The organism is Paracoccus sp. 08 (assembly GCF_024105395.1).
Classification (GTDB): domain Bacteria; phylum Pseudomonadota; class Alphaproteobacteria; order Rhodobacterales; family Rhodobacteraceae; genus Paracoccus; species Paracoccus marcusii.
Genome location: NZ_WEKR01000003.1, coordinates 1 through 24,973, shown reverse-complemented (window position 1 = coordinate 24,973; position 24,973 = coordinate 1). Strand labels below are relative to the sequence as shown.

24 protein-coding genes are annotated in these 24,973 nt (G+C 68.3%); 3 read left to right on the top strand and 21 right to left on the bottom strand.

What is annotated here, in order from left to right; genetic code table 11:
• Positions 1–59: 59 nt before the first annotated feature.
• The 6 genes from GBO37_RS01190 to glpD are packed head-to-tail and all read right to left on the bottom strand — an operon-like array spanning position 60 to position 5,797.
• Positions 60–332 (bottom strand): DUF2160 domain-containing protein, encoded by a 273-nt coding sequence (locus GBO37_RS01190; RefSeq protein WP_045983694.1) that lies wholly within the window; start codon positions 330–332, stop codon positions 60–62.
• A 12-nt stretch (positions 333–344) separates the two neighbouring features.
• On the bottom strand, positions 345–1,154 hold the full coding sequence (locus GBO37_RS01185; protein ID WP_045983693.1) for a carbohydrate ABC transporter permease: 810 nt from the start codon (positions 1,152–1,154) through the stop codon (positions 345–347).
• Positions 1,155–1,158: 4 nt separating this feature from the next.
• Positions 1,159–2,025, bottom strand: coding sequence for a carbohydrate ABC transporter permease (locus tag GBO37_RS01180; RefSeq protein ID WP_045983692.1), 867 nt, complete (start codon positions 2,023–2,025; stop codon positions 1,159–1,161).
• Positions 2,026–2,034: 9 nt separating this feature from the next.
• Positions 2,035–3,105 carry an ABC transporter ATP-binding protein gene (locus GBO37_RS01175; RefSeq protein ID WP_252926620.1) on the bottom strand — a complete coding sequence of 357 codons (1,071 nt, stop codon included), beginning with the start codon at positions 3,103–3,105 and terminating at the stop codon, positions 2,035–2,037.
• A 9-nt stretch (positions 3,106–3,114) separates the two neighbouring features.
• Positions 3,115–4,176 carry an ABC transporter ATP-binding protein gene (locus GBO37_RS01170; protein ID WP_252926618.1) on the bottom strand — a complete coding sequence of 354 codons (1,062 nt, stop codon included), beginning with the start codon at positions 4,174–4,176 and terminating at the stop codon, positions 3,115–3,117.
• A 31-nt stretch (positions 4,177–4,207) separates the two neighbouring features.
• Positions 4,208–5,797: a glycerol-3-phosphate dehydrogenase gene (gene glpD, locus GBO37_RS01165; protein WP_252926616.1), complete on the bottom strand. Its 1,590-nt coding sequence runs from the start codon at positions 5,795–5,797 to the stop codon at positions 4,208–4,210.
• Positions 5,798–6,077: 280 nt separating this feature from the next.
• On the opposite strand from glpD, the gene GBO37_RS01160 reads away from it, so the two are divergent.
• Positions 6,078–6,836 (top strand): DeoR/GlpR family DNA-binding transcription regulator, encoded by a 759-nt coding sequence (locus GBO37_RS01160; protein ID WP_045983688.1) that lies wholly within the window; start codon positions 6,078–6,080, stop codon positions 6,834–6,836.
• A gap of 7 nt (positions 6,837–6,843) precedes the next feature.
• Here the strand turns inward: GBO37_RS01160 and GBO37_RS01155 are convergent, their stop codons facing one another.
• The 4 genes from GBO37_RS01155 to GBO37_RS01140 all read right to left on the bottom strand — a co-directional run bounded on the left by GBO37_RS01155 (position 6,844) and on the right by GBO37_RS01140 (position 9,935).
• The gene (locus GBO37_RS01155; protein WP_252926614.1) at positions 6,844–7,875 is read right to left on the bottom strand and encodes a GSU2403 family nucleotidyltransferase fold protein; all 1,032 of its coding nucleotides are present in this window, start codon (positions 7,873–7,875) and stop codon (positions 6,844–6,846) included.
• Between the two features lie 48 nt (positions 7,876–7,923).
• Positions 7,924–8,946: a Hint domain-containing protein gene (locus GBO37_RS01150; protein ID WP_252926612.1), complete on the bottom strand. Its 1,023-nt coding sequence runs from the start codon at positions 8,944–8,946 to the stop codon at positions 7,924–7,926.
• A 114-nt stretch (positions 8,947–9,060) separates the two neighbouring features.
• On the bottom strand, positions 9,061–9,381 hold the full coding sequence (locus GBO37_RS01145; protein ID WP_252926610.1) for a hypothetical protein: 321 nt from the start codon (positions 9,379–9,381) through the stop codon (positions 9,061–9,063).
• Complete coding sequence (locus GBO37_RS01140; RefSeq protein WP_252926609.1) at positions 9,378–9,935, bottom strand: sigma-70 family RNA polymerase sigma factor; 558 nt, start codon at positions 9,933–9,935, stop codon at positions 9,378–9,380. The genes GBO37_RS01145 and GBO37_RS01140 overlap by 4 nt, the downstream gene beginning before the upstream one ends.
• A gap of 108 nt (positions 9,936–10,043) precedes the next feature.
• On the opposite strand from GBO37_RS01140, the gene GBO37_RS01135 reads away from it, so the two are divergent.
• Positions 10,044–10,250: a hypothetical protein gene (locus tag GBO37_RS01135; protein WP_045999841.1), complete on the top strand. Its 207-nt coding sequence runs from the start codon at positions 10,044–10,046 to the stop codon at positions 10,248–10,250.
• Between the two features lie 91 nt (positions 10,251–10,341).
• Here the strand turns inward: GBO37_RS01135 and GBO37_RS01130 are convergent, their stop codons facing one another.
• The 11 genes from GBO37_RS01130 to GBO37_RS01080 all read right to left on the bottom strand — a co-directional run bounded on the left by GBO37_RS01130 (position 10,342) and on the right by GBO37_RS01080 (position 24,323).
• Positions 10,342–10,587 (bottom strand): DUF2934 domain-containing protein, encoded by a 246-nt coding sequence (locus GBO37_RS01130; RefSeq protein ID WP_052715213.1) that lies wholly within the window; start codon positions 10,585–10,587, stop codon positions 10,342–10,344.
• A 36-nt stretch (positions 10,588–10,623) separates the two neighbouring features.
• Positions 10,624–12,666, bottom strand: a complete 2,043-nt coding sequence (glgX, locus tag GBO37_RS01125) for a glycogen debranching protein GlgX (RefSeq protein WP_252926608.1) — start codon at positions 12,664–12,666, stop codon at positions 10,624–10,626.
• On the bottom strand, positions 12,659–13,816 hold the full coding sequence (locus GBO37_RS01120; RefSeq protein ID WP_252926606.1) for a sugar phosphate nucleotidyltransferase: 1,158 nt from the start codon (positions 13,814–13,816) through the stop codon (positions 12,659–12,661). Before GBO37_RS01120 ends, glgX begins: the two co-directional genes overlap by 8 nt.
• Positions 13,817–13,953: 137 nt before the next feature.
• A complete protein-coding gene (gene treY / locus GBO37_RS01115; protein ID WP_252926605.1) occupies positions 13,954–16,197 on the bottom strand; it encodes a malto-oligosyltrehalose synthase in 2,244 nt (747 codons plus the stop codon).
• On the bottom strand, positions 16,194–17,876 hold the full coding sequence (treZ, locus tag GBO37_RS01110; RefSeq protein WP_252926604.1) for a malto-oligosyltrehalose trehalohydrolase: 1,683 nt from the start codon (positions 17,874–17,876) through the stop codon (positions 16,194–16,196). Before treZ ends, treY begins: the two co-directional genes overlap by 4 nt.
• Positions 17,877–17,960: 84 nt before the next feature.
• Positions 17,961–18,185: a hypothetical protein gene (locus GBO37_RS01105; protein WP_045983681.1), complete on the bottom strand. Its 225-nt coding sequence runs from the start codon at positions 18,183–18,185 to the stop codon at positions 17,961–17,963.
• A 76-nt stretch (positions 18,186–18,261) separates the two neighbouring features.
• Entirely contained in the window at positions 18,262–20,013 is a 1,752-nt protein-coding gene (locus GBO37_RS01100) for a biotin carboxylase N-terminal domain-containing protein (RefSeq protein WP_252926603.1), read from the bottom strand.
• Positions 20,003–21,556 (bottom strand): urea amidolyase family protein, encoded by a 1,554-nt coding sequence (locus GBO37_RS01095; protein ID WP_252926602.1) that lies wholly within the window; start codon positions 21,554–21,556, stop codon positions 20,003–20,005. Before GBO37_RS01095 ends, GBO37_RS01100 begins: the two co-directional genes overlap by 11 nt.
• Positions 21,553–22,323, bottom strand: a complete 771-nt coding sequence (locus GBO37_RS01090) for a putative hydro-lyase (RefSeq protein ID WP_252926601.1) — start codon at positions 22,321–22,323, stop codon at positions 21,553–21,555. Before GBO37_RS01090 ends, GBO37_RS01095 begins: the two co-directional genes overlap by 4 nt.
• A complete protein-coding gene (locus GBO37_RS01085; RefSeq protein ID WP_252926600.1) occupies positions 22,320–23,087 on the bottom strand; it encodes a LamB/YcsF family protein in 768 nt (255 codons plus the stop codon). The genes GBO37_RS01090 and GBO37_RS01085 overlap by 4 nt, the downstream gene beginning before the upstream one ends.
• A gap of 9 nt (positions 23,088–23,096) precedes the next feature.
• Positions 23,097–24,323, bottom strand: a complete 1,227-nt coding sequence (locus tag GBO37_RS01080) for an NRAMP family divalent metal transporter (protein WP_045999849.1) — start codon at positions 24,321–24,323, stop codon at positions 23,097–23,099.
• Between the two features lie 205 nt (positions 24,324–24,528).
• Here GBO37_RS01080 and GBO37_RS01075 point away from each other — a divergent pair.
• Positions 24,529–24,973 (top strand): GntR family transcriptional regulator (locus tag GBO37_RS01075; protein ID WP_252926598.1); only part of this gene is annotated, 445 nt, incomplete at its 3' end.

Genomic DNA, 24,973 nt, shown 5'->3' with positions numbered 1-24,973 from the left:
TTTTCGAGGTTGGCAGACGGCCGGCGGGACCCTCATCCCCCGCAGGCCAATGCGCTGTGTCAGACCCACCGAAAGACGGCGGCGGCCCAGACCAGGCAAACCAGCATCGCCCAGGGCAGTGCCGCCGTCGTCAGACCCAGCCAAGCCAGGGTGATGAAGGCAGAGCCCAGAAGCGTGATGAATAGGCGGTCGCCCCGCGTCGTCTCGATCCCCAGGACGCCGCGGCGCGGCGTTTCGGGAAACCGGACCGCCAGCACCGTGAAGGTGACCAGCAGCAACGCGATGGTGACGAAGAAGATCGCGGTCGGCAGCGTCCAGGCCATCCATGACATGGCGTATCCCCCTTACACGCGGCCCAGGGCAAAGCCCTTGGCGATATAGTTGCGGACGAACCAGATGACCAAGGCACCCGGCACGATGGTCAGAACGCCCGCCGCGGCCAGCACGCCCCAATCGACGCCCGATGCCCCTTGCGTCCGGGTCATGGTCGCCGCGATCGGCTTGGCCGCGACCGAGGTCAGCGTCCGCGACAAGAGCAGTTCGACCCAAGAGAACATGAAGCAGAAGAACGCCGCGACCCCGATCCCCGACGAGATCAGCGGCATGAAGATCCGGGTGAAGAACCGCCCGAAGCTGTAGCCGTCGATGTAGGCGGTCTCGTCGATCTCCTTCGGCACGCCGCGCATGAAGCCCTCCAGGATCCACACGGCCAGCGGAACGTTGAACAGGCAATGCGCCAGCGCCACCGCGATATGCGTGTCGAACAGCCCCACCGACGAGTACAGCTGGAAGAACGGCAGCGCGAAGACGGCGGGCGGTGCCATGCGGTTGGTCAGCAGCCAGAAGAACAGGTGCTTGTCGCCCATGAAGTGATAGCGGCTGAACGCATAGGCCGCCGGCAGCGCCACGGCCACGGAGATTACCGTGTTCATCACCACATAGATCAGGCTGTTCACGTAGCCCATGTACCAGGCCGGATCGGTCAGGATGGTCGCGTAATTGGCAAAGGTCAGGTTCCGGGGCCACAGGCCGAAGGTGCCGGTTATCTCGGCATTGGTCTTCAGGCTCATGTTGATCAACCAGTAGATCGGCAGCATCAGGAACAGAAGATACAGGATCATGACGACGGCGCTGCCGTTGATGCGCTTGCCCATGCTCTCAGCCCCTTTTGTCCAGATTGGTCATGACCGTGTAGAAGACCCAGGAGATCAGCAGGATCACCAGGAAGTACATCAGCGAGAAGGCCGCCGCCGGACCCAGGTCGAACTGCCCGAGCGCCATCTTGACCAGGTCGATCGACAGGAAGGTCGTCGCGTTGCCCGGCCCGCCCCCGGTGACCACGAAGGGCTCGGTATAGATCATGAAGCTGTCCATGAAGCGCAGCAGGATGGCGATCATGAGGACGCCCGCCATCTTGGGCAGCTCGATATAGCGGAAGACCTTCCAGCGGCTGGCCTGGTCGATCCGCGCCGCCTGGTAATAGGCATCGGGGATCGACTGCAGCCCGGCATAGGCCAGAAGCGCGACCAGCGAGGTCCAGTGCCAGACATCCATCACGATGACCGTGGCCCAGGCATGGATCGGGTTCTGGGTATAGTTGTAGTTGATCCCCAGGGCGTCCAGCGTATAGCCCAGCAGGCCGATGTCGACGCGCCCGAAGATCTGCCAGATTGTGCCGACCACGTTCCACGGGATCAGCAGCGGCAGCGACATCAGCACCAGCACGACGCTGGCCCAGACCCCGCGTTTCGGCATGTTCAGCGCGACGAAGATGCCAAGCGGGATCTCGATCGCGATGATGATGGCCGAGAAGATCAGCTGGCGGCCAAGCGCGTTCCACATGCGTTCGGACGACAGCAGGTCCTGGAACCAGCCGGTGCCGTTCCAGAAGAAGACGTTGTTCCCGAACGTGTCCTGGAACGCATAGTTGACCACGGTCATCAGCGGGATCACCGCCGAGAACGCGACCAGCACCAGCACCGGCAGAACCAGGAACCAGGCCTTGTGATTGACGGTCTTTTCCATGGTCCCCCCTTACGCCGCAGCCACGCGCCAGTCGTCGGCATAGATGTTCACGCGGCCCGGATCGAAGACCGCGCGGGTCATGTCCGCGGTGATGGCCTGATCCTCTGGCGCGATGATGTTCAGGTCGTGCCCCGACAGGTCGGCGCGGATGATGCGGTGGCGGCCCACATCCTCGATCCGGCGGATGGTCACGGGCAGGCCCTGATCGGCGGACAGGCGCACGTGTTCCGGGCGGATGCCCAGCTGCACCTTGCCCGACAGCGCGCCATAGGACCCGGCCAGCGCGGTCGTGCCGCCCGGAACCTGCGCATGCGATCCCGCCACGGTGGCGGGCAGCAGGTTCATGCCGGGCGAGCCGATGAAATAGCCCACGAAGGTATGTTCCGGCCGGTCGAACAGCTCCTCCGGCGTGCCGATCTGGACCACGCGGCCGTCATACATCACGACAACCTTGTCGGCGAAGGTCAGCGCCTCGGTCTGGTCATGGGTCACATAGATCATCGTGTGGCCGAAATCGTGGTGCAGTTTCTTCAGCTGGGTGCGCAGCTCCCATTTCATGTGAGGGTCGATCACGGTCAGCGGCTCGTCGAACAACAGGGCGTTCACGTCCTTTCTGACCATGCCGCGGCCCAGGCTGATCTTCTGTTTCGCATCCGCCGTCAGGCCGCGGGCCTTGCGGTCCAGCATGTGCTCCATCCCGATCATCGCGGCGATCTGGGCCACGCGCTCGGCCACATAGGCCTCTGGGCGGCCGCGGTTCCTCAGGGGAAAGGCCAGGTTGTCGCGCACGGTCATGGTGTCGTAGACGACCGGGAACTGGAACACCTGCGCGATGTTCCTTTCCGCCGTGGGCGCGCGGGTCACGTCCACCCCGTCGAACAGGATGCGTCCCTGCGACGGGATCAGCAGCCCCGAGATGATGTTCAGCAGCGTCGATTTCCCGCAGCCGCTGGAGCCCAGCAGCGCATAGGCCGCCCCGTCCTGCCAGTCGTGGTTCAGCTCCTTGAGCGCGTAATCCTCCGGGCCCTTGGGATGGGCCGAATAGGAATGGGCGAGGTTCTCCAGCGTGATCTTGGCCATAACCCCTCCTCAGGCGGCGCTTGCATAGGCGGCGGGGGTGACCATGCGGCCATCCTCGGCAAAGACATAGACGTGGCGCGGGTCCAGCCAGACCGGCAGCACCTGCCCCAGGGGCAGTTCGTGGACACCGTGGATCAGCCCGACCCACCGTTGCCCGTGATGGTCCAGATGGACGAAGGTCTCGGACCCGGTCAGTTCGGTCACGACCAGCTGCGCGTCGAACTGCACCGCGTCGGGGGCATGCCGGGACAGGTGCAGGTGGTTGGGCCGGAACCCGGCAAGATAGCGCCCGTCGGGCAGCGCGGGCATGCCCGCGACCGACGCCCGCCCGCCCGCCACCTGGAAGGGCAGGAAATTCATCGGCGGATCGCTGAAGACCCGCGCGGTGGTCGCATCCACCGGCTGGCGATAGACCTGCGGCGTGGGCCCGAACTGCGTCACGCGGCCCTCCCACAGGGTCGCGGTGTTGCCACCCAGCAGCAGCGCCTCTTCGGGTTCGGTGGTGGCATAGACGAAGATCGCGCCCGATTCCGCGAAGATGCGCGGGATTTCCACGCGCAGCTCCTCGCGCAGCTTGTAGTCCAGGTTCGCCAGCGGCTCGTCCAACAGCACCAGACCGGCGTTCTTGACCAGCGCGCGCGCCAGCGCGCAGCGCTGTTGCTGGCCGCCCGACAGGTCAAGCGGCTTGCGGTCCAGCATGGGGGTCAGGCGCATCATCGCGGCGGTCGCGCGCACGCGGCGGTCGATCTCGGCGCGGTCGACGCCCATCAGGCGCAGAGGGGATGCGATGTTCTCAAAGACGGTCATCGCCGGATAGTTGACGAACTGCTGATAGACCATCGCGACCTTGCGGTCCTGCACCCGCATGCCGGTGACGTCGCGGCCCTCCCACAGGATGCGCCCCCTGGTCGGACGGTCCAGCCCCGCCATCAGCCGCATCAGCGATGTCTTGCCCGACAGCGTCGGCCCCAACAGCACGTTCATCGTGCCGCGTTCCAGCACCAGATCGGTGGGATGAACATGCACCTGCCCCTCGACCACCTTCGTCACGCCCTGCAATTTTAACGTCATGTCCCCTCCCAAGGCCCTCCTGACGGCGCGTCTATTCCGCGGCCGCCCCCTGCGCCCATCGGGCCTGTATCCACTGGTCCAGGACCTGCACCTGATCGGCGTTCAGGCGCAGCCCCAGCTTGGTCCGCCGCCAGACCACGTCGGTCGCGCGGCGGGCATATTCGTGATCCATCAGCCACACGACCTCCGCCTCGGTCAGCGTGGCGCCGAAATCGACGCCCAGATCGGCGGCCTGTTGCGCCCCCGCAAGGATCGTCGCGGCCTCGGTCCCATAGGCGCGCACAAGGCGGCGGGCCCAACCTTCGGTCAGGAACGGATGATCCGCGCGCAGCCGTGCGACCAGCGCCGGCACCCCGTCGACAGGGAAATCCCCGCCGGGCAGCGCCACGCCACGCGTCCAGTCGCCGGGCAGGTTCGGAAAGAACGGCGCGATCTTGGCCAGCGCCGATTCCGCCAGCCGGCGATAGGTGGTGATCTTGCCGCCGAAGACGTTCAGCACCGGCGCGCCGCCGGTCTGGTCGACCTTCAGCGTATAGTCGCGTGTCGCCGCCGTGGCGCTTTGCGCGCCGTCGTCATACAGCGGCCTCACCCCGGAATAGGACCAGACCACGTCATCCGCGGTCAGCTGGCGGCGGAAATACTGGTTCGCAAAGCCCAGCAGGTAATCGCGCTCCTGCGGCGTGCATTCCGGCTTGACCGACGGGTCCTGGTGGTCGGCATCGGTCGTGCCGATCAGGGTGAAGTCGGTCTCGTAGGGGATCGCAAAGATGATCCGCCCGTCGGTGCCCTGAAAGAAATAGCATTTGTCGTGATCATAAAGGCGCCGCGTCACGATATGGCTGCCCCGCACCAGGCGCACACCCTCGGTCGAATTCAGGCGGATCGTGCCCTGGATCAGGTCGCCCACCCAAGGGCCGCCGGCATTGACCAGCATCCGTGCGAGGTGCTTGGTCGTCCGGCCCGTCGCCACGTCCTGAGTGGTCACGATCCAGTGGTCGGGATGGCGATCGGCGGACAGCACCTTGGTGCCGGTCATCACCGTGGCGCCGCGCGCCTCGGCGTCGCGTGCGTTCAGGACCACCAGGCGCGAATCCTCGACCCAGCAGTCGGAATATTCATAGGCGTGGTGAAAGCGTTCCTGCAGCGGCGCGCCTTCGGGGGTGCCGTCCAGCGACAGCGTGCGCGTACCGGGCAGGATCTTGCGGCCGCCAAGCGTGTCGTACATGAACAGCCCCAAGCGGATCAGCCAGGCGGGCCGACGGCCCTTCATCCAGGGCATCACCATGCCCAGCAGCTTGGAGGTCGGCGTGTCCGATTCGAACCGCATGTCGGGGTGATAGGGCAGCACGAACCGCATCGGCCAGCTGATATGCGGCATCGCGCGCAGCAGCACCTCGCGTTCGATCAGCGCCTCGCGGACCAGCCGGAACTCGAAATACTCCAGATAGCGCAGGCCACCGTGAAACAGCTTGGTCGAGGCGCTGGACGTCGCTTGCGCCAAGTCGCCCATCTCGGCCAGGGTGACGGACAGGCCGCGCCCGGCCGCATCGCGGGCGATCCCGCAACCGTTGATGCCGCCCCCGATCACGAACAGATCGACCGTCTTGCCTGTACCCGTCACGCGCCGCCATCCTTTCATGGACCCTGCCTATGTGTGCCGTCGTTCGCACCAAAAAGAAAGGATTTTATTTTCGTTTCGGTTCATTTGTATTTTTCATATGATTCTTATGATCTTACAGAGAACACGTCACGGATTATGCCCTGAATTAGCAAAGAAACGGCGTGTCCGATGCCGATTCATCGTGCCATTCCTTGCACGATCTGCACAAACCGCAACAAAGCGAACATCTTGCCTGTTCGGCCGGGTCGTGCAAGATCGACGAAACCGCAAGGGGTGCCCCATGTCGCAAAGCTTCCGCCAGCCCGAGATCCTGGAGATCGCCCGCCGCGACGGCAAGGTCACGGTCGAAGGGTTGGCCGGGCATTTCGGCGTCACGCTGCAGACGATCCGACGCGACCTGACCGACCTCGCCGAGGCCGGCCGGCTGGAGCGTGTTCACGGCGGCGCGATCCTGCCCTCGGGCGTGGCCAATATCGGCTATGAGGAACGCCGCGCCCTGCACCACGACGCCAAGACCGCCATCGCCCGCGCCTGCGCCGCCGAGGTGCCCGAAAAGATCAGCCTGTTCCTGAACATCGGCACCAGCACCGAGGCCGTGGCCCGCGAACTGCTGGGCCATCGCGACCTGCTGGTAGTGACGAACAACATGAACGTGGCGAACATCCTGGCGGCCAACACCGATTGCGACGTGATCGTCACCGGGGGCAGCCTGCGCCGCGCGGACGGGGGCCTGGTCGGCACGCTGGCGGCCGAGACCATCCGCCAGTTCAAGTTCGACCTGGCCGTGATCGGCTGCTCCGCGCTGGACCGCGACGGCGACCTTCTGGACTTCGACATCCAGGAGGTCGGCGTCAGCCAGACCATCCTGCGCCAGTCGCGCCGCACCTTCCTGGTGGCGGACCATTCCAAGCTGTCGCGCAGCGCGCCCGCCCGCATCGGATCGCTGTCGCAGCTGGACGCGATCTTCACCGACCGCCCCCTGCCCGGCGATCTGGCCCGCGCCTGCGAAGGGTGGCAGACCCGCGTGATGCTGCCCTGATCGCCGGCTACAGCGCCGCCAGCAGGGCGGCGGCCTGGGGCATGCGCGACAGGCTGGCCGCGATGCGGTCGCGCCACCGCGGGCCACGCGACAGGGCGTCCTCATGCGCCTCGGCCAGATCGTCGGGGCGGTCGCGGGCCAGAGCGTCGATCAGGAACGCGGCCTGCGCCCGGTCCTTGGCGGATTTCAGGCGGTCATCGGCGCGACGGCGGTCTGCCACGATCAGCTTGTGGATGGCGAACCGTTCCGGGCGCGGCACCTGGACCAGCACGCCACTGCGATAGGGAATGGCCGCGGGGATCGGATCCGCGATCAGATAGTTCAGATGGTGCAGCGCCTGCGCCTGCACCCCAAGCGCGGGCAGGTCGCGCAGCCCCTCCTCGCCAAAGGCCGGGGTCAGGAATTCGACCAGCGCATTGCCCTGCGTCTGCCGCCAGCGCCAGGCGCGGCCCGGCTGCAGGCTTGGCGCCGGGGCAAAGTCGAAATCTGCCAGGACCTGCGTGACCGGGGGCGCCGCCGCATCCTCCAGCGCCAGGGACAGGCGCTCAAAGCTGGCGATGTCCAGATCGTCGGTCTGCGCGGTCTGTTCCAGCGACAGGGCCAGGTTCAGTTCCCCCTCGTACAGGCGAAAGGCGTGGGTGCCGACGACCGTGCCGCCAAGGCGGAACACCCCCGCCCCCGACAGCGCCGCCATCAGGCTGCCGCTGGTTGGGTCCAGGCCCAGAAACCCCTCGGCCCGCAGCAGGCGCACCAGCCGGGCGCGATCGCGACGGCGCTGTTCGGCGGGCACCCGATCGTCGCGCAGCGCCTGCATGCGGGCGGCCATGTCCGGGCCGTCCTCTCCCAGATAGCGCTTGCGGACCTGGGTGCCGACGCGAAAGCTGTCGTACCAGTAGCCCCGCCCGTTGCGTTCGACCAAGGTAGGCGCACCACGCAGATCACGCAGCCCCTCGTCGCGCAAGGCGCGCAGCAGGTCGTGATAGGCGGCATGGGCCAAGGCGGAATGGGATCGTGGCATCATGTACAACAGTTGTGACATCTGTTGAATACAACCATGTTCAACAGTTGGCAAGACCGTTGAACATGATCAGCCCTGGGTCATGACCCGGTTGACCGCATGGCGGCGGGCCAGCTGGCGCCCCTCGGCCCCGTTCAGCATCCGACGCGCCGCCGGGCGGGTCGGACCGTCGGCGGCACCCGTCATCAGCCCCAGATCGGGGAACAGGGCCAGCACCTCGCGCCGGGCGGTCTCGGACAGCGTTTTCAGCGCGTCGGGACTGGTGTGCAGCGTCTCGGCGCAGGCGCCTTCGGCCAGGACAAGCTGGTGCTCCTCGCAGACGAAATGCAGATAGGTCACGCCCCCCTGCCACGGCGCCGGACCCACCCCGGGGATAGAGGTCAGGTGCTGTGCCGCGACCAGCACCTCGGGTTCGTCGAACATCCGCCGGGCGATGCGCGACCCGACCAGAAGGCGGTGCTGGGGGGACACGACCAGGTCGCGGGCCGGGATGCCGGGGCCAAGCGCATCGCGCCGGATCAGGATGGGACGCCGGTCGGGTTCCGCGTGCAGCCGGGCGGGGCCAAGGGTACGGGTGCCGATCCATGCGATCCGCTGCAGGCCCGCATCGCGGGTCTGGACCGCCATGCCGGGGCGCAGCATCTGGACCGGCATGTCGCCCCCGGCGGTGCGGATCATCGTGTCGCGGGCAAAGCACATCACCCCGGCGGCAAAGGCGTGGGGCAGGCGCCGCACCTCTGCGATCAGCCGCGTGGCCCCCGGCAGGTCCGGCGCACCGTCGGGATAAAGGAACATCAGGCCCCCGCCCCCGTCCTGCAACAGGACCACCGTGCGCGGGCTGCCCAACGGGACCACGGCGGTTCCGGCCGCGAAGGCCGGCGTGACCGTGCCCGACCCCAGAACCACGGCCGGACGGTCAGGTTCGGGATGCACGATCCGCCCGATGTCCAGCGGCAGCCCGTCGTCCAGCGCCACCCCGGACCGCCGCGGGCCGAACGCGTCCAGCCGCAGGACCTGTCGCCCGTCCAACAGCTGTCCCGCCAGGACAGGGCCGGCATAGTCGTGCAAGCAGACGTCCTGGGCGTGCGACATGACAAGGCTCCGGCGCATGGGTCGTGCATCCGGAAGATACGCACCTACAGTACCGTTTGTTTCACCTTGAACGGGAATATTTGCGCGTTATGCACATGGCCGTGCGATGGCCTGTCACCCCAGCAGCATCCACAGCACCAGCGCCTTGGCGGCCAGCACCACGCCGACGATCACAGGGACCGGCACGCCGGACAGGGGCGATCGGCGGACCGGCGGTCCGAACAGCCGCCGCTGGATCAGGGGCAGCACATTGGGCGCCGGCACCGATCCGAACTGCCCGTTCATCGGCGACAGGCGCATCTGCCAGGCAGTGACCAGTCCCGCCCAGACCGGGTCGCGGGCCAGACGCCGATCCGCCAGGGCCCGCTGTTCCGGGTCCAGCAGGCCGATGGCGTATTCCGCAGCCATGATGTCGTCGGTCGAGGGGTCGGTCATTCGGGGTCCGTGAATTGATCCATGCAGGCGCGCAGACGCTGCAGCGACCGCCGCAGCCAGGTCTTCATCGTGTTCAGGGGAACGTCCGCATCGCGGGCCAGCTCCTCATAGCTCCAGCCGTCAAGATAGGCCCGGCGCACGGCCTGCGCCTTGTCTGCGTCCAGTTCATCCAGGCAACCATCCAGCCGCGTCCGCTGATCGGCGGCGATCACCTGCGCCTCGGGGCCCGGGCCGGGACCGGGCAGGCCCGGATCGACGGGCTGGGTGACCGGGCGCACCTGCCGCGAGCGCAGCCGGTCGATGGCCGCGTTGCGGGTGATCGCCACAAGCCAGGTCCGCGGATTCGACAGCCGCGGGTCATAGCGGCCGGCCCGCGTCCAGACCCGCACGAACACCTCCTGCAGCAGATCCTCGGCATCGGTGCGGTCGCGCAGCATCCGCAGCAGAATTGCAAACACCACGTCGCAATTCGTGCGATAGAAGTCGGCAAAGTCCGCCCGCGACCCGGCCGCGATGGCCACAAGCATCCGAACGTTGTCGTCGTGATCCGTCATGAACCGTACAGTCTTGATTTTTGATGGTCGTGCTGCATAGTTCCAGACTGGACCACAATTTCAAGTTGTCGATCATTTGATTCAAAACAGCCGGAGGGTATTGCCGAGATGAGCATCAGGACCAAGATCATGCTGATCGTCTTTGCCGGAATCCATATCCCCCTGATCGCGGCGGTGGCGGCGGTATCATTGCTGCACGTAACGGCGGTGCAGGCGCTGCTGATGATCCTTCTTTTGTCCACGCTGGCCGGCGCGGTGATGTCGATGCTGGCCGTCGCCCGCGTCATGCGTCCCCGATCCGCCATCGCGGCCTGACCCGGACCGTTCGGGCCCTGCAGAAAGATACGGGCCGCGGCGCCGAAGGTTTCAGCGCCGCGGCCCTATTTTCACGTCATGCCTGCGGCGATCAGCGGGCCGCGCGACGACGCGCCGCGGGTCCGGCGACGGCAGAGGGGACGTTGCCCTCCTCCTCGGCGCGCTCACCAGCATCGGCTGCGGATTGCGCGGCGTCAGGCTGTCCCGCACCGGCCTCGATCTCGGCGGTGGCGCGGGCCCAGTGGTCGGCCTCCTGGCCCTCGGGGCAGCCCTCGTTTTCCCAGATCTGATGGGCGCGGGCGCGGATCAGGTCGTCTTTGTCCAGATCGGTCATCATGTCCTCCATTGATGAGACTTCGGGTCGGGGCGGTCCTCACGCACGGGTCAGGGCCACCACGCTTTGCCATCCCAAGGGCAGAACCCCCGAAACGGTATCCATGCAGGCGACGTCGTCGCGCGCCGTGTCGATGCGCAGCGTCCAGTCGCCTTCGGGCAGGGCAAATTCGCCATCATCGCCCGCATTTACGATGATCAGGATCTCGGGCGCGTCAGTGGGCTGCAGCATCAGGCCCAGGATCCGCAACTCTCCATCCGACCAGTCCGCGTCGGTCATCGCGTCGCCGCGCGGGTGGAACCAGCGGGCGACGGGCTGACCTTCGGGTCCGCTGAAATGCGTCTGTGCCAAACCGCTGTCCTTGCGGAATGCGGTCAGCGCCGCCACGGCATCGCGGATGTCGGCGCGCGCGCCGTCCCAGTCCAGCCAGCTGATCTCGTTGTCCTGGCAATAGGCATTGTTGTTGCCGTCCTGGGAATTGCCCAATTCGTCCCCGGCCAGGATCATCGGCACGCCCTGCGACAGGAAGATGGTGGCCAACATGCCGCGCACGCGGCGGACGCGGGCGGTGTCGATGCCCGCATCGTCCGTCGGCCCCTCGGCGCCCAGGTTGTCGGACAGGTTGTGGTCGTGCCCGTCGCGCCCGTTCTCGCCGTTGGCATCATTGTGCTTGTCGGAATAGCTGACCGTGTCCCACAGGGTGAACCCGTCATGCGCCGCGACGAAGTTCACCGAACTGGTGGCTGGACGATGGCTGTGGTTGAACTGCACCGGCGATCCGACCAGACGCTCGGCGATGACGCCAAGCTGGCCGGAATCGCGGCGCCAGAAGGCGCGGGTGTCGTCGCGGAACTTGTCGTTCCACTCGCGGAACGGCCAGCGGTATCCGCCGACCTGATAGCCGCCCTCGCCGATGTCCCAGGGTTCGGCGATCAGCTTGATGCCGGACAGGACCGGGTCCTGGCGGATGGCATTGAAGAACGACCCGTCACGCTCGAACCCTTCGGATTCGCGGCCCAGGGTCGATGCCAGGTCGAACCGGAACCCGTCAACATGCATCACCTGCACCCAGTAGCGCAGCGAATCCATCACCATGCGCAGCACCATCGGATGCGCGACGTTCAGCGTGTTGCCGGTACCGGTGGTGTCAAAACTGTGGCGCTTGTCCTCGGACAGCAGATAGTAGCTGGCATTGTCGATGCCGCGGAAGGACAGCGTCTGGCCCAGCTCGGACCCTTCGCAAGTGTGGTTGAAGACCACGTCCAGGATGACCTCTATCCCGGCCTTGTGGAACTTGCGGATCGCCTCCTTGACCTCGCGGATCTGGCCCGTCTTCAGATAAGGCGTGTGAGGCGCGAAGAATGACAGGGTCGAATAGCCCCAGTAGTTCGACAGGTCCTTCTCGACCAGATAGCGGTCGTTGGCGAACGCATGAATCGGCAGCAGCTCGATCGCGGTGACGCCGATCTTCTGCAGGTGGCTGATCACCGGCTCGGTCGCCAGGCCGCGGAACGTGCCCTGCAGGTCCTCGGGGACGTCGGGATGGCGCTTGGTCACGCCCTTGACATGGGCCTCGTAGATGACCGTGTCCGCCCAAGGCGTGCGCAGCGCGCGTTCCGTGTCCCAGTCAAAGCGGCTGTCCACGACCACGCCCTTGGGCATGAAGGGCGCGCTGTCGCGTTCGTCAAAGGACAGGTCGTCCTCGCCGATCGTATAGCCATGCAGCGCATCGTCCCAGATGATCTCGCCCCGCAGTTCGCGGGCATAGGGGTCCAAGAGCAGTTTGTTGGGGTTGAAGCGGTGGCCGTTCTCGGGCTCGTAGGGGCCGTGCACGCGATAGCCATAGACCTGGCCCGGCATGATGTCGGGCAGGTATCCGAACCAGATGCCCCCCTCCATGTCCGGCAAGGGCAGGCGGTACAGTTCCTCCTGGCCCTCGTCGTCGAACAGGCACAGCTCGACCTTGGTCGCGTGATCGGAATACAGCGCGAAATTCGTCCCCTCGCCCATGAATTCGGCGCCCAGGATGTCGGAACGGGCCTGGGTGGCATCAAAGATAGGAGGGGTGGTCAGATCACGCATGAAGTCCTCGGCGGTTGGAAGGGGGKGGGGTGACGGAACGACGGATATGCGCGTGTGCGGCACGGCGGTCCAGCATCGTTTGCGTGATCAGGACGGTTCCCGCCGGGGTGCGGGTGAACCAGCGGGCGTCCTCGGTCGCGTTCTCTCCGGTGACCAGTCCCGGGGGGACCTGCGTTCCGGGGGCGACCAGCGTGCAGGTCAGGCGGGCGCTTTCGGGCACCACGGCGCCCGGCATGGCGATGCTGCCGCGTCCCAGGTACCAGTCGGATGCCGGGCTGGCGAAAGGCAGGCGCGCGGGCTCGGCCGACACGAAATCCAGCTGCGCGCGACGCAGCGCGTCCAGCGTGCCCACGTCGCGCCAATAGCCGCGGCCCGACGGCCCGGCGGGCATCCGCCACACGCCGGCCACGCCCTGCGCCACCGCATCGGGGATCACGTCATGGCCGAAATCCATCGCCTCGACCGGACGGTCGAACAGCGCCTTCTGCAGCCAGCGACGGTCGAAGACATAGATGCCCATCGACACCATAGCCCGATCGGGCTTATCGATCATGCCGGGGGGGTCGGCGGGCTTTTCCAGGAACGACAGGATGCGACCTTGCGCATCGGCCTGCATGACGCCAAAGCCGCGCGCCTCGGCCCGGGGTACCGTGTCGACGGCCACGGTCACCGCCGCCCCCGACACGCGATGCGCCGCCAGCAGATCGGCATAGTTCATGTCATAGACATGGTCGGCCGCCAGGATCAGGACCTGATCGCCACCCATCGCCTCCAGCGCGTCCCATGTCTGGCGCGCGGCGTCGGCGGTGCCCATGAACCGGTCCTGACCATCGCGCAGGGCCAAGCCGGCCTGGGGGAAACGGTGGCCCCACCGTGTCGGCAGGTGGTGATGCAGGCTGTGCGGCGCGTATTGCGTGGCGACAAGCATCCGCGGCAGGCCGGACCGTACGGCATTCGCCATCGCAAAGTCGATGATGCGGTTCGCGCCCGCAAAGGGCACGGCGGGCTTGCTGTCGCGGGCGGTCAGTTCATGCAGGCGCGTGCCCTTTCCCCCCGCCAGCAGAAGGGTTGCGACCCCGGTGACGGGGACGGGCGCAGGACGGGTGACGGGGGTGGCCAGGCGCGGCACGGCGGGCATGTATTCTGACATGGCGACATCTCTTGCAGGCTAGGGTTTCATCCCGCCATGCTGCCCAATGGAAGAGGGCATGTGGCGCGTCACCTGTCGAACCGCCATGTCCTCCGGTTGTTCCCACGCGCGTCAAATATCAATCGGGCGAAAGGGGATCATGCCTCTCTCAGATGCACCCGGCAGCCGTCGGGCCCATGCCAGTCCAGAATTGCGGCACCGTCGTCGGCCGCTGCCGCCCCGCCGGGCAGATCCAGGCGGGCGATCAGCTGTCGCTTGCCCGCGCAGCGGGTCAGGCCGATGCCCGCATCGTCGATCTGGACCCGCGTGTCGGCATCGTGCAGCAGATCGGCCATCTGCGCGCGCAACGCCAGCAGGCGATGGGTCCAGCGGGCCTTGACCGCGCCGATGTCGTCTCCCTGATCGCCCGCGGCCAGTGCATCCCACGGCACGGGGCGGCGGTTGTCCGGGTCGGTCAGTGCCAGGAACAGGCCCTGCGTGCCCTGATAGACGTCGGGAAAGCCCGGCATGACCATCTTGAACATCAGCTGCGCCAGGATCAGCGCCTGTCCCCGTTCCAGGAGCCGCGTCAGGGCAGCGGGGGCATCGCGGTCCCACTCCTCCAGCAGGGCGCGGCCCAGATCGGCGATGCGCCCCTCGACCGCCTCATCGGGGTTGGTCCAGTAGCTTTCCTGCTTGGCCTCGCGTAGGGCCTTCTCGACATGGGTGTTGACGCGTTCGCCCGCATCCTCGGCCCCGTGCAGGGCCAGGGCGGTCTGCACCATGTACCACCGCCAGCGCGGGTCCACGCCCTTCGCCTGCGGCATCCGGGCTGCGGCCTCATCCAGCGCCGCCAGATCCTCCGGCAGGTGGCTTGCGGCGATCAGGCGCGCACGGGCATCCTCGGACCGCTTGCTGTCATGGGACGAGGTCAGAACCATGTCGCCCACGCGGCGGCGGGCCATGGCCTCGGTCGCCTCGGTCCCGGTGATGGTCGCCTCGTCGGGTTCGGCGCCGACCTCGTTGGCGGGCAGATAGCGGGTCCAGCGAAAGCCCGCGGTGTCCTCCTGCGCCTTGGCCAGCAGCGCGCCCGAAACCTGCTGAAGCCGCGTGACGAACGCCTGCTGCGCGGGCGCGGACGGCTCGGCCCAGACCCCGGCCAGCTGTCGCACCACAAGATCGCTGCGCAACCCCTTGGCGGCCTCCTCGGCCACCTGCTCGATCAGCGCGCGATCATCGGCGCCTGCGCCCCGTGCGGTGACATAGGTGCGATAGCGCGGCGTGGCGATCAGCAGCGCGGTCACCGCCTCGCGCAGGGCCTCGGGGCCGGGTTCGACCTCCGAGACCGGCGCCAGCGCATGGGCCGCCATGCGCGACAGCTGCATCCGCTCGGCGGCCAGCTCGTTGTCCAGGATCTCGTGCTTGGCCTGCGTCAGAGTGTCGGCAAAGGACGGCGTCGGGCCGATGGCGTCATGCCAGGCATCATCCAGACGCTCCAGCCCCGCGGCGGGGGTCAGCATGCGGGTGATCAGGCGCCCGGCTTCATAGCCGGTCGTGCCCTCGGTCGCCCAGGCATCGGGCAGCGGTTCGTCGCCCGTCAGGATCTTCTCGATCCAGATCGGCGTGTCGGGCAACGCCGCCGCCAGCCTGTCCAGATAGTCCGCAGGATCGGCCAGCCCGTCGACATGGTCGACCCGCAGACCCTGAACCTGACCGCTGCGCACCAGCTCCAGGATCAGCGCGTGGGTGTCCTCGAACACCGACGGGTCCTCGACCCGCATGCCGATCAGGTCGGTGACGTTGAAGAACCGCCGATGCGTGATGCCGTCCCTCTCCAGCACGTGATGGACCAGCCGCCAGTGCTGCGCCTCGTGCAGGGCCCGCAGATCGTCGGTGGCATTCGTGCCGGGCGCCAGCGGCAGTGCCAAATCGCCGAACATCCACTGGCCATCGCGGACGCGGAACGCGCCCTCGGTCAGCATCTGCTCGAACGGGGCGGGCAGCCAAGGCAGGACCAGCGGCCCCGCCTGCCAGTCGATGTCGAAATGCCGGGCGCGCGGGCTGGACCGGCCATGCGTCAGCACGTCGGCCAGCCACGGGTTCTGCACGGAAAACGCGGTGTGGTTCGGCACGATGTCCAGGATGATCCCCAGGTCGCGCGCCTTGGCCTGTTCGGCAAGCGCGGCAAATCCCTCTGCCCCGCCCAGGCTGTCCTCGATCCGGGTCGGATCGGTGATGTCATAGCCGTGGGTCGACCCCTCGGTCGCGGCGAAGATCGGCGACAGGTACAGGTGGGACACGCCCAGATCGGCGATCTGGTCCAGGCGTGCGGTCAGGGCCGCGAAATCCACCCCCTCGCGCAGCTGGATGCGGCAGGTGGCAGTCGGAATACGCGGAATCATGACAAGGCTTTCACGGTGAGGGAAAAGAGATCGCCGGGCTGTCCCACGGACAGGTCGGCATCGGGCAACGGTGTCGGGTCAGGCTGGCCCAGGGCCAGCGACAGCGCAAGGCCGCCGCCGGGGAACTGCCACAGGGCGCGGATCAGGCCCGGCCCCTCGCGGGTGACGCTGGCTTCGGGCTTGCCGCTGTTCAGCAGCGGCACGACATGGGCCGCGCGGAACGCCAGCGCCCGGCGGGTCAGGTCCATCCAGTCGCGGGCGTCGGCATCGTCGCGCCAGCCAAGGCGCGACCGCTCCATCGTCGCGGGGTCGATCGGGTCCGGCACGCCGTCGCCCAGGCTGGCGATGCCCGGAAACTCGGATGCGCGGCCCTTGCGGACGGCCTCTCCCAGATCGCCCGAATAATCGGCAAAGAACTGAAACGGCGCGGTCTCTCCGCGCTCCTCTCCCATGAAGACCATCGGCACATAGGGCGCGACCAGCAGCAGCGCATAGGCGACGCGGACCGCCTCGGGCCTGGCCAAGGTCAGCAGGCGCTCTCCCAAGGCGCGGTTGCCGATCTGGTCATGCGTTTGGATCGCGTTCACGAAGGCCGTCGGCGGCAGGTGACCGCAGGGCGCGCCGCGCGGATGGTCCAGGCCTTCCCGCGGCTGGCCCTCCTCGATATGGCCGCGCGACAGGGCCAGCGTCAGGTCGGCGATCGGGTCGACCGCAAAGCTGGCGTAATAGCTGTCCGATTCCCCGGTCAGCGCGACATGGACCGCGTGATGGAAATCGTCGTTCCAACTGGCGTCATAGCCCACCTCGCGCAGGTCGGGGATGTTGCGCTCGTCCTCGGTGATCAGGTGGCGGCGGGGGGTCAGGGTGGCGATTTCGGCGGCCAGGTCCTTCATGAACTCGGCCGAACCCGGCCCGGTGATCTGGTGCACCGCATCCAGCCGGAAGCCGTCGAAGCCATAATCCCGCAGCCAGTGCATCGCGCAGCCGATCCAGAAATCGCAGACCTGCGGACGCGAGAAATCGATCGCCGCGCCCCAGGGCGTGTGCCTGTCGGGGTCGAAGAAGTCCGGCGCCGCGTGGTGGATCCACGCGCCGTCCGGGCCGAAATGGTTCATCACCAGGTCCAGGATCACCATCATCTCGCAAGCATGCGCGGCCCGGATCAGCCGGCGCAGATCGCCCGGACTGCCATAGGCCGGATGCGGGGCATAGGGCAGCACGCCGTCATAGCCCCAGCCCCGGTTGCCGGGAAACTGGCCCACGGGCAGCAGCTGGATCGCGGTGAAGCCAAGCGCCGCCAGCCCCGGCAGCCGGTCGACGGCGGCAGAGAACGTGCCCTCGGGGGTGAAGCAGCCGACATGCAGCTGATAGATGACTGCCTCGGACCAGGGGCGTCCCGCCCATTCCTGCGGCATCGGCGGGTCGGTCACCACGGATGCGTCGTTCACGCCCCCCGCCTGCAAGCGGCTGGCCGGGTCGGGCATGTCGGTGCCGTCCACGCGGAACAGATAGCGGGCGCCGGGGGTGGCATGGCTGCGGGCCTGCCAGATGTCCAGATCGCCCTTGTGCATGGGCTGCGCCTGCCCGTCGACCAGCAGGTCAACCTGTTGCGCGCGCGGCGCCCACAGGCGGAAGGTCAAGCCGTCGTCATCCCGCACCGGTCCCCAAAGGTGTCGCATCGTCCCGGTCCCTCCGACAGTGGCTGCGGGGGTCAATGACCGGGATGCGAAGGCGTTCCCGCATTCTGACAAAAAGCAATCGGATCAGGCATCCAGCGGCGGTGGCGCGGCCGTCTGACCAATGAACAGGCGGTGTCCGTCATGGGTGACGGCCCAGACCCCGCGGTCTCCCATCTCGACCAGAACGCTGCGATCCTCGGCGGCGGCCTCGAAGACCACGACAAGGTTGCGCAGCATGTCCAACGTGAATTCGGCCCGTGCCTGAACGGCCAGGGGGCCCGGCCGGGCATGGGCGGTCGGCTCTTTCATCGGGACCTCGGACAAGGGTGACATTCACAACGTGCAGAATATCACAGATACCCACCCCGGGAATAGCCCTATGGGGTCATCCTTCGTCGGCGTCGATCCGGGCCAGCGGCGCCCCATGCGCCAAGGTCGCGCCCTCTGCCGCAAGGCGGGTCAGGCGACCGGCATGCGGAGCCTCGATGCTGGTCTCCATCTTCATGGCCTCGATCACCGCGATCACCTCGCCGGCCTGGACCTGCGCCCCGTCGGCTGCCTGCCACAAGGACAGCGTGCCCGCGACCGGGGCACTGACGCAATCCGGATCGGACGCCGCCTCCTGCGGGGCCGCAGGGGCGGCTGCGGCCAGCACCCCCTGGGGCAGCGCCAGGTCATGACGCCTGCCGTCGATCTCGATCGACAGGCGCAGCATGGGCTGGTCCGGGACGGGGGTCACGCGGCCTGCGGGCTGGACGGCGGCGGCCAGGCGATCGGCGAAATCCGTCTCGATCCAGCGGGTGTGGACGGCGAAATCATCCGTGAACTCGGGCGCCTCCAGCACAGCGCGGTGGAAGGGCAGGACGGACGCCACGCCCTCGATGCGGAATTCGCGCAGCGCGCGGCGGGCGCGGGCGATGGCGGTGGCGCGGTCGGGACCGGTGACGATCAGCTTGGCCATCATCGAATCGAACTGCCCTGCGACCTGGCCGCCCTGTTCGACGCCACTGTCCAGCCGGATGCCGATGCCGCCGGGCGCCGACCACAGCGTGATCGGGCCGGGCGTGGGCAGAAAGCCCCGGCCCGGGTCCTCGGCATTGATGCGGAACTCGATCGCGTGGCCGGTGGGTTCGGGCACGCCGTCATCGGTCAGGCGCGCGCCTTGAGCCACGCGGATCATCGCGCGGACGATGTCGATGCCGGTCGTCTCCTCGGTCACCGGATGTTCGACCTGCAGGCGGGTGTTTACCTCCAGGAAGCTGATCGTGCCATTGGCCGACAGCAGGAACTCGACCGTGCCCGCGCCGCTGTATCCCGCATGGGCGCAGATCGCGCGGGCGCTGTCATGGATGCGGGCGCGCTGGTCGTCGGTCAGGAAGGGGGCCGGCGCCTCCTCGACCAGCTTCTGGTTGCGGCGCTGCAGAGAGCAATCGCGGGTTCCCAGCACCTTGACCGTGCCGTGCCGGTCGGCCAGGACCTGTGCCTCGATATGGCGGGGGCGGTCCAGGAACTGCTCGACATAGCATTCGCCGCGGCCGAATGCCGTGACCGCCKCGCGCGTGGCGGCGTCGAACAGCTCCTCGACCTCGTCCAGGTCGCGGGCCACGCGCATGCCGCGTCCGCCGCCGCCGAAGGCCGCCTTGATCGCCAGGGGCAGGCCGTGTTCGCGGGCAAAGGCCAGCGCCGCGGCCCCGCTGGCGATGGGGCCGGGGCTGCCCGCGACCAGCGGCGCGCCCACGGCCTGGGCGATCTCTCGCGCGCGGATCTTGTCGCCAAGCGCGTCGATGACGTCGGGGTCGGGCCCGATCCAGAGGATGCCCGCATCCTGCACCGCGCGGGCGAAATCGGCGTTCTCCGACAGGAAGCCATAGCCGGGATGGATCGCGTCGACCCGGGCCTTGGCGGCGATGGCCAGCACCTTGGCCGCGTCCAGATAGGTGTCGGCGGGGCGATGCCCCTCCAGCGCCCAGGCCTGATCGGCCGCGCGCACGAAGGGCGCATCGCGGTCGGGATCGGCATAGATCGCCACCGATTCGATGCCCTCGTCGGCGCAGGCGCGGATGACGCGCAGGGCGATCTCTCCGCGATTGGCGATCAGGATGCGGCGGATCGGGGTCAGGGGGGTGTCACGAAACATCGGAGGCCTCCGGGTCGATATCGGCAAAAGGGGCGTCGGCGGCAAAGCGGATGCGCGTGCCGGGCGGCAGCTGTCCCGCCAGATCCAGCGCCGAGGGGTGCAGCGTCGCGATGACCGGATAGCCGCCGGTCAGCGGATGGTCGGCCAGAAACAGCACGGGCTGTCCGGAATGGGGCACCTGGATGGCGCCAGTCGCGGTGCCCTCGCTTGGCAGTTCGCGCGCGTCCTCGCGGGTCAGCGCCTCGCCCGACAGGCGGATGCCCACGCGCGAGGATTGCGGCGTGACCGTCCACTCCTGTGCCAGCAACCGCTGGACGGTCACGTCATCGAACCAGTCGGTGCGCGGGCCCAACGTCACGGGCAGGGTGACGACCGCCCCCGCCTGCGGCAGGTCGGGCCCGGGGCCGGGATCGGTCACCGCCCCCGCCGCGCGGCCCGCAGGAGCCAGCGCATCGCCCGCCATCAGCGGCGCGGGCCCGATCTGCGCCAGCGTGTCCGTCGCGCAGGAGCCCAGCACAGGGGCCACGTCGAAGCCGCCCCGGATCGCCAGATAGCTGCGCATGCCTTGGGCGGGCGGGTCGATGGTGACCTCGTCCCCCGCATCCAGCGCAAAGGCCACGGGCTGCGCCTGCCCGCCCACGCGGGCCGTCGCAGCACCCGTCAGGGCCAGCGTCATCGCCAACTCCGCCCGCAGGCGGACGGGGCCAAGCGTGATCTCCAGCGCGGCCTCCCCCGCGGGGTTGCCCACCGCGCGGTTCGCGCGGCGCAGCGCGCCGAGGTCCAGCGCACCCGAGGCGCTGACCCCCTGCCCCGCCTGCCCCATGCGCCCGGCATCCTGCACCAGGATCGGGAAGGCGGTCTGGACCACGCGCAGTCCGGCGACCGGCGCGGGGTCGGGGACCGCGACCGGATGGACGCGCGCGGACCCGGTCACGAAGCGCGCCCGGACGCCCGGGCGCAGCAGCGCGGGAACGTCGCGGGTCAGGTCGAACATCGGCAGCTCGGTCCGGCCGATCAGCTGCCAGCCGCCGGGGCTGGCCTGCGGATAGATGCCGCAGAACCGTCCCGCCAGCGCGACCGACCCCGCCGGGATCCTGGTGCGCGGCGCGGGGCGGCGCGGCAGATCGAAGCGCGCATCGGCGCAGGTCATGTAGGCGAAACCGGGCGCAAAGCCGCAGAAGGCCACCTGCCAGGTCGCGGCCTGATGGGCGGCGATGACTTCGTCCGTGGTCAGGCCCATCAGGGTCGCGACCTCGGCCAGGTCCTCGCCGTCATAGGTCACAGGGATCTCGACCGTCTCAGTCGCACGGGGCGCGGGCGCGGTGCCCGGCGCGGGCTGGCGGGCCAGCACGGCGCGGGCCAGCGCGGCATCGGCCGGCACGCCGGGATCGGTGGTCACCATCAGCGTGCGGGCGGCGGGCACGATCTCGGCCACGCCCGCGACCGGATCAGCCGCCAGCGCATCGAACAGCGCCAGCGTCGCGTCCAGATCGGCCAGCTCGACCAGGAAGGCGCGGGGGCCGATGGGCAGGATGCGGGTCATGCCTGCCACCGCGTTTCGGGCACGTCGGTGACGAACATGTGCCCCGGCGCATGGGTGATGGCAAAGGGCGGACGCGAGGCCATGACCGCCGCCTGCGGCGTCACTCCGCAGGCCCAGAAGACCGGCACCTGACCCGGGCCGACCGGCACCGGATCGCCGAAATCGGGCCGCTGCAGGTCCGCGATGCCCAAGGCCTCGGGCGCGCCCACATGGACCGGGGCGCCATGGACGGCGGGGGTGCGGCCAGAGATCATCGCGGCCTCGGCCACGCGGTCGGCGGGGATGGGGCGCATCGACACGACCAGCCGCCCCGACATCCGCCCCGCCGGGCGACAGTCGCGGTCGGTCAGGAACATCGGCACATTGCAGCCATGATCGACATGCGCGACCGGAATGCCCGCCGCCATCAGCGCCCCTTCGAAGGTGAAGGAACAGCCGATCAGGAAGGTCACCAGATCGGGATGTTCGGCCCAATGGGCGGTGGCGTCGGTGACCTCCTCGGTCAGCACGCCGTCGCGCCAGATGCGATAGAGGGGGATGTCGGTGCGCAGGTCGGCATCAGGCGCCATGACCGTGCGATGGCTGCCCGGATCGGTCACGTCCAGCACCGGGCAGGGTTTCGGGTTGCGCTGCGCGAACAGCAGGAAGTCCCAGGCCCAATCGCGGGGCAGCGAGATCATGTTGCACTGGGTAAAGCCCGGCGCCTGACCCGAGGTCGGGCGCGCAGGTCCCTGCCGCGCGGCCAGCCGCGCCTGCTGCGGGGTCATGCCCCACCCCCGGCGAAGGGCGCGATGGCGACCCCGCCCGCGACCAGCGCATCGCGAACCTTTGCTGCGATGGCCACCGCCCCGGGGCTGTCGCCATGCACGCAGATGCTGTCGGCCTCAAGGCGCAGGATGCTGCCATCCTCGGCCTCCAGCACGCCGTCCGTCGCCAGGCGCAGCATGCGCGCGGCGATCAGGTCGGGGTCGTGCAGGACCGCGCCCGGCTGCCTGCGCGAGACCAGCGCGCCCCCGGCGGTATAGGCGCGGTCGGCAAAGGCCTCTGCCACCACGGTCAGGCCCGCGGCACGCGCGCGGTCCAGCACGGGCGCCCCGGCCAGACCCATCAGCACCAGCGACGGGTCCACGGCCCTGATGCCCGCGATGACCGCATCGGCCTGGCGCACATCATCGGCGATGGTGTTGTAGAGCGCGCCATGCGGCTTCACGTAAGTGACCCGCGTGCCCGCCGCCCGCGCCAGACCCTGCAACGCGCCGATCTGATAGATCACGTCGGCGGTCAGGTCGTCGGGCGCCACATCCAAGTTGCGCCGCCCGAAGCCCACGCGGTCGGGATAGCTGACATGGGCCCCCACCGCGACGCCCCGCGCCGCCGCCTGACGCAGCACCGCCAGCAGCCCCGCCGGATCGCCCGCGTGAAAGCCGCAGGCGATGTTGGCGGAACTGACGATGTCCAGCATCGCGGCGTCGTCCCCCATGGTCCAGGGGCCATAGCCCTCGCCCAGGTCGCTGTTCAGGTCGATTGGCATGGATCCTCCTTACACGCCCAGGAAGGCAAAGATGGTGGTGACCGACCGCGCGCCCATGTACCAGGTCAGCGCGCAAACGATGGCCCCAAGTGCCAGCAGCACCCGGTTGTAGCGATGCCCACCCATCAGGTCGGACCGCGCATAGCCGATATAGGTGAAGATCGTCAGGCCGATGGGCAGGATCAACCCGTTGAAGCCGCCCACGAAGACCAGGATCGCCGCCGGCGCCGTGCCAAGCGCCAGATACACCGCCAGCGAGAACGCGATGAACCCTACCGTCGCCTTGGACCGCGCCGCATCGCTGCGCACGCCCACCACGTCCAGGAAGCTGACCGAGGTATAGGCCGCCCCGATGACCGAGGTCAGCGCCGCCGCCCACAGGACCACGCCGAACACGCGCATCCCCCAATCGCCCGCCGCCGCCTGGAAGGCCTGGGCCGCCGGGTTCGCCGCCTGCGACGACAGGTCCAGCGTCACGCCCGACGCGACGACGCCCAGAATCGCCAGGAACAGAACGAAGCGCATGACGCCCGTGACCGCGATCCCGGTCAGCGCCGCGCGGGTGACGGCGGTCAGATTGTGCGGGCCGGTCAGGCCCTTGTCCAGCAGGCGGTGCGCGCCGGAATAGGTGATGTATCCGCCGACCGTGCCGCCGACGATCGTGGTGATTGTCGCGAAATCGATCGTGTCGGGCCAAATCGTCTGGCGCAGCGCCTCGCCCACGGGCGGGTTCGACTGCACGGCCACGAACAGGACCAGCAGGATCATGACGATGCCCAGCCCGATGATCGCCCGGTCCAGCAGGATCCCCGCCTGCCGCGACAGGAAGATCGCGATGGCCAGCACCGCGGTGATCGCGCCGCCGATCTTGGGGTCCAGGCCCAGCATGGCGTTCAGGCCCAAGCCGCCGCCCGCGATGTTGCCCACGTTGAAGGCCAGCCCGCCGATGACGACCAGCGCCGTCAGCAGATAGCCCGCCCCCGGAATGGCCGCGTTCGCGGTCTCTGACGCGCGCTTGCCGGTCAGGGCGGTGATGCGCCAGATGTTCAACTGGACCACGAAATCGATCAGGATCGAGGCCAGGATCGCGAAGGCGAAGGCCGATCCCATCCGGGCGGTGAAGGTCGCGGTCTGGGTGATGAAGCCCGGGCCGATGGCCGATGTCGCCATCAGGAAGATCGCCGCCAGAAGGCCTCCGCGAAGGCTGGCGGCCGCAACGCTGCGGTCGGTGGTCATGGATGTTTCCCCGTGTCGGACTGCTGTTGATTGCCCCCAGCCTGCCACGATTCCGTGATCCGTCAACGATTATCTGACAGTTAAGTGTCTTTTGTTGAACAATTCCGCATGACCTGCGCGGCAATCTGCCCGAAATCAGGGCAACCGGCCGCTTGCCCTGTCCCTGCCGTCCCGCCATGATCGACCCGACATCACAGGACGACCCATGACCGACACGAATCCCGCAGGCACCATCGCGACCGGACAGAGCCCGTCCGGCCTGGCTGAAGACACCGCGGCCCGGTTGCGCGCGCAGGTGATCGCGGGGCACCTGCGCCCAGGACAACGGCTGTCGGAGACGCGGCTGGCAGGCGATCTGTCCGTGTCGCGCAACACGCTGCGCGAGGTGTTCCGCCTGCTGACGCGAGAGGGCCTGCTGACCCATGCGCCCAATCGCGGCGTCTCGGTCGCGGTGCCGACGATGGCGGGGGTGCTGGACATCTATCGCGTCCGCCGCCTGATCGAGGTGCCGGCCCTGGCCCAGGCCTGGCCCCGCCACGCGGCGGTGCTGCGCATGGCCGAATGCGTGGCCCAGGCCCGCATCGCGCGCGAGGCCGGCGACTGGCGCGGGGTGGGCAGCGCGAACATGGCATTTCACGCGGCCATCGTGG

What these genes read in the sequence shown, in the direction of transcription:
- GBO37_RS01135 (WP_045999841.1), top strand. Translation starts at nt 10,044, where the DNA reads ATGAGCATCAGGACCAAGATCATGCTGATCGTCTTTGCCGGAATCCAT.
- GBO37_RS01095 (WP_252926602.1), bottom strand. Translation starts at nt 21,556, where the DNA reads ATGACCCGCATCCTGCCCATCGGCCCCCGCGCCTTCCTGGTCGAGCTG.
- GBO37_RS01090 (WP_252926601.1), bottom strand. Translation starts at nt 22,323, where the DNA reads ATGACCCCGCAGCAGGCGCGGCTGGCCGCGCGGCAGGGACCTGCGCGC.
- GBO37_RS01155 (WP_252926614.1), bottom strand. Translation starts at nt 7,875, where the DNA reads ATGTCACAACTGTTGTACATGATGCCACGATCCCATTCCGCCTTGGCC.
- GBO37_RS01175 (WP_252926620.1), bottom strand. Translation starts at nt 3,105, where the DNA reads ATGGCCAAGATCACGCTGGAGAACCTCGCCCATTCCTATTCGGCCCAT.
- GBO37_RS01080 (WP_045999849.1), bottom strand. Translation starts at nt 24,323, where the DNA reads ATGACCACCGACCGCAGCGTTGCGGCCGCCAGCCTTCGCGGAGGCCTT.
- GBO37_RS01180 (WP_045983692.1), bottom strand. Translation starts at nt 2,025, where the DNA reads ATGGAAAAGACCGTCAATCACAAGGCCTGGTTCCTGGTTCTGCCGGTG.
- GBO37_RS01130 (WP_052715213.1), bottom strand. Translation starts at nt 10,587, where the DNA reads ATGATGACCGATCTGGACAAAGACGACCTGATCCGCGCCCGCGCCCAT.
- treZ (WP_252926604.1), bottom strand. Translation starts at nt 17,876, where the DNA reads ATGCGACACCTTTGGGGACCGGTGCGGGATGACGACGGCTTGACCTTC.
- GBO37_RS01185 (WP_045983693.1), bottom strand. Translation starts at nt 1,154, where the DNA reads ATGGGCAAGCGCATCAACGGCAGCGCCGTCGTCATGATCCTGTATCTT.
- GBO37_RS01145 (WP_252926610.1), bottom strand. Translation starts at nt 9,381, where the DNA reads ATGACCGACCCCTCGACCGACGACATCATGGCTGCGGAATACGCCATC.
- GBO37_RS01190 (WP_045983694.1), bottom strand. Translation starts at nt 332, where the DNA reads ATGTCATGGATGGCCTGGACGCTGCCGACCGCGATCTTCTTCGTCACC.
- glgX (WP_252926608.1), bottom strand. Translation starts at nt 12,666, where the DNA reads ATGCGTGATCTGACCACCCCTCCTATCTTTGATGCCACCCAGGCCCGT.
- treY (WP_252926605.1), bottom strand. Translation starts at nt 16,197, where the DNA reads ATGATTCCGCGTATTCCGACTGCCACCTGCCGCATCCAGCTGCGCGAG.
- GBO37_RS01085 (WP_252926600.1), bottom strand. Translation starts at nt 23,087, where the DNA reads ATGCCAATCGACCTGAACAGCGACCTGGGCGAGGGCTATGGCCCCTGG.
- GBO37_RS01105 (WP_045983681.1), bottom strand. Translation starts at nt 18,185, where the DNA reads ATGAAAGAGCCGACCGCCCATGCCCGGCCGGGCCCCCTGGCCGTTCAG.
- GBO37_RS01140 (WP_252926609.1), bottom strand. Translation starts at nt 9,935, where the DNA reads ATGACGGATCACGACGACAACGTTCGGATGCTTGTGGCCATCGCGGCC.
- GBO37_RS01160 (WP_045983688.1), top strand. Translation starts at nt 6,078, where the DNA reads ATGTCGCAAAGCTTCCGCCAGCCCGAGATCCTGGAGATCGCCCGCCGC.
- GBO37_RS01170 (WP_252926618.1), bottom strand. Translation starts at nt 4,176, where the DNA reads ATGACGTTAAAATTGCAGGGCGTGACGAAGGTGGTCGAGGGGCAGGTG.
- GBO37_RS01150 (WP_252926612.1), bottom strand. Translation starts at nt 8,946, where the DNA reads ATGTCGCACGCCCAGGACGTCTGCTTGCACGACTATGCCGGCCCTGTC.